Annotated in this window: 6 protein-coding genes; 1 reads left to right on the top strand and 5 read right to left on the bottom strand. The window is 64.8% G+C overall.

Translation table 11 applies throughout. The features are described 5' to 3' along the window. Positions 1-378: 378 nt before the first annotated feature. Positions 379-2,196, bottom strand: coding sequence for an ABC transporter transmembrane domain-containing protein (locus CWS72_RS22695; protein ID WP_101252936.1), 1,818 nt, complete (start codon positions 2,194-2,196; stop codon positions 379-381). A gap of 115 nt (positions 2,197-2,311) precedes the next feature. On the opposite strand from CWS72_RS22695, the gene CWS72_RS22690 reads away from it, so the two are divergent. Continuing rightward, on the top strand, positions 2,312-3,094 hold the full coding sequence (locus CWS72_RS22690; RefSeq protein WP_101252935.1) for a hypothetical protein: 783 nt from the start codon (positions 2,312-2,314) through the stop codon (positions 3,092-3,094). A gap of 413 nt (positions 3,095-3,507) precedes the next feature. Here the strand turns inward: CWS72_RS22690 and CWS72_RS22685 are convergent, their stop codons facing one another. The 4 genes from CWS72_RS22685 to CWS72_RS22670 all read right to left on the bottom strand — a co-directional run bounded on the left by CWS72_RS22685 (position 3,508) and on the right by CWS72_RS22670 (position 8,711). After that, positions 3,508-5,154, bottom strand: coding sequence for an FGGY-family carbohydrate kinase (locus CWS72_RS22685; RefSeq protein ID WP_101252934.1), 1,647 nt, complete (start codon positions 5,152-5,154; stop codon positions 3,508-3,510). Between the two features lie 104 nt (positions 5,155-5,258). Then, positions 5,259-6,596, bottom strand: coding sequence for an MFS transporter (locus CWS72_RS22680; protein WP_101252933.1), 1,338 nt, complete (start codon positions 6,594-6,596; stop codon positions 5,259-5,261). A 66-nt stretch (positions 6,597-6,662) separates the two neighbouring features. Further along, the gene (locus tag CWS72_RS22675) at positions 6,663-7,709 is read right to left on the bottom strand and encodes a sialidase family protein (RefSeq protein ID WP_101252932.1); all 1,047 of its coding nucleotides are present in this window, start codon (positions 7,707-7,709) and stop codon (positions 6,663-6,665) included. Between the two features lie 69 nt (positions 7,710-7,778). After that, entirely contained in the window at positions 7,779-8,711 is a 933-nt protein-coding gene (locus tag CWS72_RS22670) for a dihydrodipicolinate synthase family protein (RefSeq protein WP_199175892.1), read from the bottom strand. Between the last annotated feature and the right edge of the window lie 20 nt (positions 8,712-8,731).

Below are 8,731 nucleotides of genomic sequence, written 5' to 3'. Positions count from 1 at the left end.
GGCCGAACCAGAGGTTCGCCGTCAAATACCCGAGGTGGGAGCCGTATGCGGGAAAGCCGCACGTACGGATCTGTGCGGGGGGCGCTCAGCAATGAGCGTCCCTACCGCGATTCCCGAAGCTTTAGCGGAGGCAACCCGAGGCGGACGGATGTCCGCCGCCCGGCGCGTGAGGGGCAAGAATTCAAACCAGGGCAAGCGGGTTCTCCCGATTGCCCTGGGCTTGTCACGGTGCCGCTTGACTACCATCTGATCGGGTATGGACGAGAATGATGGCATCCTTTGTTTGGGCGATTGCAATTTCGAGGTGCGTTCCGAGACGCGGCGGGATACTGACGGCCGGATGGTCGTCGAGACCGTGGAGCGCTGTGTCTGCTGCGGCTATGTGCTTTCGCGCGAGATCGATTCACGGGGCTCCGAAGAGCCGGCACTGTGATCCACCGCGCCGTCGGTGAACTGCAGGGCGGCGAGACGGGCGTAAAGGCCGCCGGCGGCGATCAGGGACTGGTGCGTGCCCTCGGCGACGATGCGTCCGTCCTCGATGACGACGATACGGTCGGCCTTCAAGACGGTGGCCAGCCGATGCGCGATGGCCAGGGTGGTGCGCCCGGTCGCCAAATGTTCGAGCGCCGACTGGACCGATCGTTCGGACTCGGCATCCAGGGCCGATGTCGCCTCATCCAGCAGCAGAATCGGCGGATTGCGGAGGATCGCGCGGGCGATGGCGATGCGCTGGCGTTGGCCGCCCGACAGCCGGACGCCCTTCTCGCCGAGAAAGGTGTCGAAACCTTCGGGAAGGGCGTCCAGGAATTCGCTGGCGGCGGCGGCATCGGCGGCGGCCCTGACCTCCTCGTCGCTGGCCTCGGGGCGTCCGTAACGGATGTTTTCCCGGGCGGTGGTGCCAAAGATCACCGGGTCCTGGGAGACCAGGCCGACATGGCGGCGAACGTCGGCGGGATCGGCGTTCCTGATATCGACGCCATCGATCAGGATACGGCCGGACGCCGGGTCGTAGAAGCGCAGCAGCAACTGGAACACCGTGCTCTTGCCGGCGCCCGACGGACCGACCAGGGCCAGGGTCTCCCCCGGCGCGATATCGAGCGTGACGTCGTGCAGGGCCGCCTGGTCCGGACGGGCGGGGTAACGGAAGGTAACGGCGTCGAGGACGACCCGGCCCAATGACGGCGCCGGCAACGCTACGGGGTGTGCCGGCATGGCGATGGCCGGCTCCGTCTCCATCAGTTCGAGAATGCGCTCGGCCGCTCCGGCGGCGCGCTGCAATTCGCCGATGACTTCCGAAACCGTGCCGCCCGACACGGCGACGAGGATCGCATAGAAGACGAAGGCCGACAGGGCGCCACCGGTCATGCGTCCGGCGATGACGTCATAGCCGCCGATCCACAGGACGACGGCCACGGCGCCGAAGGCCAGGAAGATCACCGCGGCCATCAGCCAGGAGCGCATGCGGATGCGCGCCGTGGCGGCGGCGAAGGTGGCGCCCACGCGCTCGGCGAACCGCTGGTGGTCGATCTTCTCGTGGGTGAAGGCCTGGACCGTGCGGATGGCGTTGATGGTTTCCTCGACATAGGCCCCGATATCGCCCACGCGGTCCTGGCTCTTGCGCGACAGCGTCCGGACGCGGCGGCCGAAGACGACGATCGGAACGACCACGGCGGGAACGACCACCAGCACGATGGCGGTCAGCTTGGGACTGGTCACCGCCAGCATGACGATGGCGCCGGCCAGTGTCAGCGTGTTGCGCAGGGCGAGCGACAGGCTGGATCCGATCACCGTTTGCAGAAGTTCGGTGTCGGTGGTCAGCCGTGACAGCACGTCGCCGGTCTTGGTGATTTCGAAATAGGCGGGACTGAGCGCGATGACCCGGCGGAAGGCGGCGTTCCGAAGATCGGCGACGACCCTCTCGCCGATCCAGGAGACCAGATAGAACCGCGCGCCCGTTGCCACCGACAGCAGCACGACGACGCCGACGAAGGCGACGACGGTGCGGTTGAGGAGCGTCGCGTCGCCCGCCCGCAGGCCCTGGTCGACGATATGGCGCAAGCCCTGTCCCAACAGCAGCACCATCAGGGAGGAAACGACCAGAGCCACTCCCGCCCCCGCCAGTTGCGGCCGGTACGGACGCAGATAGGCGAACAGGGGACGGAGGCGGGCGATTTTCGAGGAAGGTGAGGAGGGCATCGGTTGAGCTTACCTTGTCATTGCCGGGCGCGACCAAGGATTTTGTGGCGCCTTTCGTTCGATCGGGGATAAGAAGGATGGGAAGCCTCTCGCGCACGGAAAGCCCTGGAGCGTCATGTCGAATTTTCCCGCCCATCCGCACATCGTCGTCGCCACCCCTTGCTTCGGCGGCAACGTCTCCAGTCTTTATACCAATTCGCTGCTTGGCCTGCAGCGGGCCTGCATGCAATTGCAAATCGACGTCTCGTTCCGCCTGCTGGGCGGCGACGCCCTGATCACGCGGGCCCGCAATATCGCCGTCCAGCAGTTCCTGGCCACGCCCTCGGCCACGCATCTTTTATTCATCGACGCCGACATCGGTTTTTCGGCGGATCAGGCGCTGGCCTTGCTGGCCGCCAACAAGGATGTCGCCGGCGGGATCTATCCCTTGAAGAGAATCGACTGGGACAGGGTGACGCAGCAGGCCTTGGCCGGCGTCGCCGACCTGCCCTCCAGCGCGTTCAATTATGTCGTCGATCTGCTCGATCCCACCGATGTGCCGCCGGCCGATGATTTCTTCCGTGTCCGTTACATCGGGACGGGCTTCATGATGATCAAGCGGGAGGTGTTCGTCCGCATGGCCGAGCACTATCCCGACATCCGCTTCAACACCATCCATGTCGGCGCCAACGCCGATATCGCCCACGCCGACGCCCATGCCTTCTTCGATTGCATCATCGATCGTGACAGCGGGACCTATCTGAGCGAGGACTATACCTTCTGCAAACGGTGGCTCGACATGGGCGGGGATATCTGGGCCCATGCCAAAAGCCGCCTGTCCCACGTCGGCCCCGCCACCTACGATGGCGACCTGTCCGCCATGCTGCGCACGCTCGGCGCTTCCGGCAAGAAGGGTTAAGCCGGGTGGGTAAGGGGCCTGTTAATAAATTAATGAGCCAATAGCCCCTTAGCGTGATGCAGGTTTAAGGCTTCACGCTAAGGGGCGTGTGGACATTCGGCAATCGGCCAGATTCTCTTCGTCCTCTTTCCGGTGCGCTTCGGCTTTTGATGAACCACCAAGGCACCAAGACACCAAGGTGGCGGAGTGTGCCACCGGCATTTTCCCGTCCTGTCATCGGCTGTCGGGCGAATGCCTGCGGCGCAGGTTGGCCGCCGCCGATGGATCCGAAAGACGCCTTGGTGTCTTGGTGCCTTGGTGGTTCAAAATATCCGGGGTTTTCTTTCATGCCATTGGGGAACCAGAGGCAACGGGAGAAGTCTTAAGGCGCCCCATCAAGGGGGCGTCGTGGCCGTCATGAATGTCCACAGACCCTAGGCGGGGCTTTTGCCCGCCATCATGTCCCGATAGGCCATCTGATCCTCGTACATGCGTTTGAACACGCCGTATTTGGCGTCGTGGTAGGCCTTCACCGCGCCGCCGGACGGTTCGATGACGATGCCGCTGCGGGTCATGGCGCCCATGGCGGCGGTGACGGAGGCGTGGACGCCTCCCGCAACGGCGCCCAGGATGGCCGAGCCGAGCAGGACCGCTTCGGGTTCCTCGGCCAGGATCAGGCGGCAACCGGTGGCGTCGGCGTGTTCGCGCAGGTAGACGGGGTTCTTGGTCCCGCCGCCGCAGACGGGGATGGTATCGATGCGATAGCCCCGGCTGTTCATGGTTTCGATGATGTGCCGGGTTCCATAGGCGACGGCTTGGATGGTGGCCAGATAGAGGACCGCCAGATCGTCCTCGCCATCCGACAGTTGCAGGCCCGAGATCATGCCGCGCGCGGTGGGATTGGCCCGCGGTGAGCGGTTGCCGTGGAAGTCGGGCTGGACATGCAGATCGGCGGTCAGGGCGGCCGGAAAAGGCCGGGATGCGGCCAAATCGTCGAGGCGCCGGTTCAGCCGTTGGTAAACGGTGCGTCCCTCCGTCTCCGCCATGGCCTTCGCCGTCTGACCCTTGGCGTGGCTTTCGATGACGAAGTCGATCAGGGCGCCGGTCGCCGATTGCCCGCCCTCGTTCAGCCACATCTCCGGAATCATCGCCGAGAAATAGGGGCCCCAGACACCGGGGACGAAACGTGCCTGCTCGGACACCGCCATGTGGCAACTCGACGTGCCGCCGATCAGCGCCACCCGCCGTTCGATCTGCGCGCGGTCGGGCCGGGCTCCGTCGATGGCGGCTCCGATGACGCCAAGGCCGCCGGCATGGGCATCGATGATCGAGGTGGCGACGGGAATTCCCGGCGTCAGGCCGAACTGAGCGGCCGCCGTGGCGGAAAGCCCGTCGCCTGCCGGCGTGGCGATCGGCAGGACCTGCCTGCCGATCCGGCGAAAGCCCTCGTCGGCCAGTTGACCCAGGCCGATCTTGCGGAAATAGCTCTCGTCCCAGCGTCCCTCATGGCCGAGATAGGTCCATTTGCACACCGTGGAACAAAGGGACCGCGACAGGGCGCCGCAGGCCTTCCAGGTGAGGAAGTCGGGCAGATCGAAGAAATGGGCGGTCTCTTGCCAGGCGGACGGCAGTTTCTCCTTGATCCAGAGCAGCTTGGGGGTCTCCATTTCCGGAGAGATGGTGCTGCCCACGTAATGCAGGATCTCGTGGCCGCTGCCATTGATCCGCTCGGCCTGGTCGATGGCCCGGTGATCCATCCAGACGATGACGTTCTGCTCGGGCGATCCGGTCCGGCTGAGGCTCACGGGGGCGCCATCGGCGTCGATGGCCACCAGGGAGCAGGTGGCGTCGAACCCGATGCCGCGCACGGTGAGGCCCGGCCCCGCCTCGGCCATCGCCCGGCGGACGGCCGAACAGACCGCGTTCCAGATATCGTCGGAGGACTGTTCGACGAAATCGGGTTGCGGATGCCACATCCGAATGGCCTGACTAGCCCGTCCCAGGCCATGGCCGGCGAGATCGAAAACGCCGGCGCGCGCGCTTCCCGTTCCGACGTCCACCCCGATCACCACATCGGTCATCGCCGCACTCCTTCCTCTTGGGCCTGTCCCATCATTTTCAATGATTTTCCCTGATGCTTCCCCGGTTGCGGCCCCGCGGAGACCGCAACCGGGGGGGCAATGGTTCAGCGTGTCTCGGTCAGGATCCTTTTCGAGGTTTCCGGGCCGAAATAGGCGGCGAGCGCCGAAACCAGGGCGCCGACGACGACATAGGCCGCGACATAGGTCCAGCCGTTGCCGTCGGCGGCGCTTAAGGATTTGGCGACGAAGGGGGTGGCCCCACCGGCGACGATCGCTCCGAACTGGTGGCCGATCGAGGCGCCGCTGTAGCGGACCCGGGCGCCGAACAACTCGGTGAAGAACGAGGGCTGCACGGCGTTGATGGAATTGTGGGCGACATTGATCAGCAGCACATAGCCCAGCGCGATCAGCAGCATGTTCCCCGTCTGCAGAAGATAGAAGAAGGGGAAGGCCGAGGCGGCGGCGAACAGGGCGCCGAAGATATAGATGGGCCGGCGTCCGACCTTGTCCGACAGCGCGCCGAAGAAGCCGTGCGCGGGGAAGGCGATCAGGCAGGTCACCATGATGACGTTGAGCAGCGTCTGTTTCGGCACCCCCAATTGTCCGGTGGCGTAGGACACGGCGAAGACCGTCACCAGGAAGAAGGGAACGCTTTCGGCGAAACGGAGCAGCATGATCAGCAGCAGGCTGCGCCAGGATTTGCTGAAGACCTCGACGAAGGGGGCCGGGTGGGGTTCCTGCGACTTGGCCTGGGCCTGAGTCTGCTTGAAGACGGCCGTCTCATCCAGTTTGGAGCGGAGATAAAGGCCGAAGGCGACAAGGATGGCGCTGGCCAGGAAGGGCAGCCGCCATCCCCAGCTTAAAAGCTGATCGTCCGGCAGGAAGCCCACCAGGGTAAACGCTCCGGTGGCCAGAAGCTGGCCCGAAAAACCGCCGGTCTGCGGCCAGGCGCTGAAGAAGCCCCGGCGGTTCGCCGGTGCGTTTTCGACGACGATCAGCATGGCGCCGCCCCATTCGCCGCCGACGGCGAAGCCCTGGAGAAAGCGCAGGATGACCAGCAGGACCGGCGCCAGCACGCCGATCTGGTCATAGGTCGGCAACAGGCCGATCAGGCTGGTGGCGGTGCCCATGCCGACCAGGGTGATGACCAGGGTTTTCTTGCGGCCGACCGTGTCGCCCAGATGTCCGAAGAAGATGCCGCCCAGGGGGCGGGCGACGAAGCCGACGCCGAAGGTGGCGAAGGAGGCCAGAATGGCGGCCAACGGGGTGCTGTTCGGGAAGAAGACCTTGCCGAACACCAGCGCCGCCGCTAATCCGTAGACCAGAAAATCATAGAATTCGATGGTGTTGCCGATGAAGCTCGATACGACGACCTTCGTCATCATCGATTTATCCGCCAGGGCGGGTTGGGCCAGCTTTTCCTCGATCGCGATACTCGCCATTGTTTCCTCCCACTTTTGTCGCTGTTGATCGCCTTTTTGGCGTTTCCTTGAGCGTTGCGCGTTGTCTCACCCCACGCGCAGGTCGCGATAAACGATGTTTTTCCGGTTCCAGGTGTAGGTCACTTGCAGCGTCGCGCCGTCGGCGACGATCGCCGGGTAGGAGAACTCGCCCTCTTCGGTCTCCATATCGATCGGATCGGACCAACTGTTTCCGTTGTCGGTGGACCAGACGAGGGAAAGGGGCGAGCGGCGTCCCCAATTCCCTTCGATGGGGTTCAGCGCCAGCACCAGGCTTCCGTCCGGCAATCGCGCCAGATCGATGCCGCTGTTGTTGTTGGGAAGCCCGGTTGCGCGCGCCGGAGTCCAGCTCCGTCCGAAATCGGAGGAATCGCTGCGGTAGATGCTGCCCCGCGTGCTTCGCAGCAGCATATGGACCTGCCCCGGCGCCGCTTCCCACAGCGTCGGCTGGATGATGCCGTCCCAGGCGAAAACCCGCTCGGGATCGGTTTCCCACAGGGCGTCGGCCTTCAACCCCTGCCAGGTTTTGTCCGGAGACGACGGGGCGACGGTGGCCCGATGGGTGATGGGGATTTCGCTACGGCGCCAGGAGGCGCCATGGTCGGGGGAACAATCGACGAAGGCGTCCCAGCGCGTCTCGGTTTCCACCGACCCCGGGGCGAGCCAGGAGCCGTTGGACAGGATGATCATCTTGTTCTTTACCGGTCCGCGGGGGCCTCCGTCGCCGGGGACCAGGGGACGGGGAGGCGTCCATGTCTCGCCGGCATCGTCGGACAGGGAGAGGCGGGTGGTCCAGCTATGGACCGTCGGGCCGACCTTGTAGAATAGCCAGGTCCGCCGGCCTTCCGCGTGCAGGACGGGATTCCAATGGGCCAGGCCATCCTCGGCGAACAGCCGCCGCGGCGGCCGCCAGCAACCGCCCTGCCGACGCGACAGCCAGATCGCCGTGTCGCCGGCTCCTTCCCGCCGACCGGCGAAAAAGGCGCAGAGACGGTCGCCTTCGGGAAGCGCCGCCAAGGTCGACGCGTGGCAGCTCTCGAAGAGCCCGGCGTCTTCCGCTATGAGATAGCTGCGGTTCTCCAACGTCACTTTCACGGATTCGTCTCCTCGCCGCGGCCGATTTCTCGTTATTTTCGAATCGGCTCGCGCTTTCCGTGTTGGGGGTTAGGAAATGCCCAGGATCTCCTTGATGTCCTCGCCCATGGCGACCATCTGGCGCATGGTGCTTTGCTCATGCGAGGTGAAATAGGCGCCGGCTTCCCGCACGCGGCACAGGGAGGTGGCGAAATTGCCGATGCCGACCTGGAAGTCCTTGGCGCAGACCGGATAGCTCAAGACTTCGCTGAGGGCGGCCAGGGACAGATAGTTGGAGAGCCGTGCGGCTTTCCCGGGTTCGGCGGACCAATTCTCATAAAGCCAGACATAGAGTTCCGGGTGGAAGTTGGCCATGACGCCGCTGAAGCCGTGTGCGCCGGCCTTCAGCGATTCCAGAAGCGTCTGGGTGTTGGCGTTGGCGATATGGAGCTGCGATCCTGCCACCAGGGCGAGGCGCCGCCGGATGGTCTCGATGTTACAGCAGGTGTCCTTGATGAAGGTGTAACGTCCGGATGCCGCGCACCAGCGGACCACCTCGTCGCCCAGCAGACGCTTGTAGGGGTGGGGGCATTCGTAGATGCCGAGGCCGACGGTCCGGGGGGCCTGTTCGGTCAGCCGGGCGATGTTGTCGATCACCACCTCGTCGCCCTCGCCCGGCATCGCCAGACGGTTGCTGATCAGAATGACGCTGTCGACGCCCTGGTCGGCGATCGCCTTGATCTGATCGATCTGCTGGCCATGGCCCTGCGCCGTATGGCCCGAGGCGACAACCGGCACCCGGCCCGCCGCCTTTTCCACCACGAAGCGGACGAGGCGTCGCGTCTCGGCGTCGCTCAAAAAGAACATCTCGCTCGATTGGCAGGCGGCGAACAGGCCGTGCACTCCCGCGCCGATGTACCATTCGATCAGCTTTTCGAGGGACGCCCAGTCGATTTCCCGCCGGGCGTCGAAGGGTGTCAGCATCACCGGCCAGACGCCGGCGTATTTGTCCTTGGTGGCCACGATGACCGTCCTTCCGGTTA

It is taken from the genome of Telmatospirillum siberiense (assembly GCF_002845745.1).
GTDB classification, from domain to species: Bacteria; Pseudomonadota; Alphaproteobacteria; order Rhodospirillales; family Magnetospirillaceae; genus Telmatospirillum; species Telmatospirillum siberiense.
The sequence above is the reverse complement of the archived record's forward strand: the minus strand, read 5'-3'. Positions and strand labels throughout refer to the sequence as shown.

Coding starts and splice junctions, on each gene's coding strand:
- CWS72_RS22695 (WP_101252936.1), bottom strand. CDS start 2,196: ATGCCCTCCTCACCTTCCTCGAAAATCGCCCGCCTCCGTCCCCTGTTC.
- CWS72_RS22690 (WP_101252935.1), top strand. CDS start 2,312: ATGTCGAATTTTCCCGCCCATCCGCACATCGTCGTCGCCACCCCTTGC.
- CWS72_RS22685 (WP_101252934.1), bottom strand. CDS start 5,154: ATGACCGATGTGGTGATCGGGGTGGACGTCGGAACGGGAAGCGCGCGC.
- CWS72_RS22680 (WP_101252933.1), bottom strand. CDS start 6,596: ATGGCGAGTATCGCGATCGAGGAAAAGCTGGCCCAACCCGCCCTGGCG.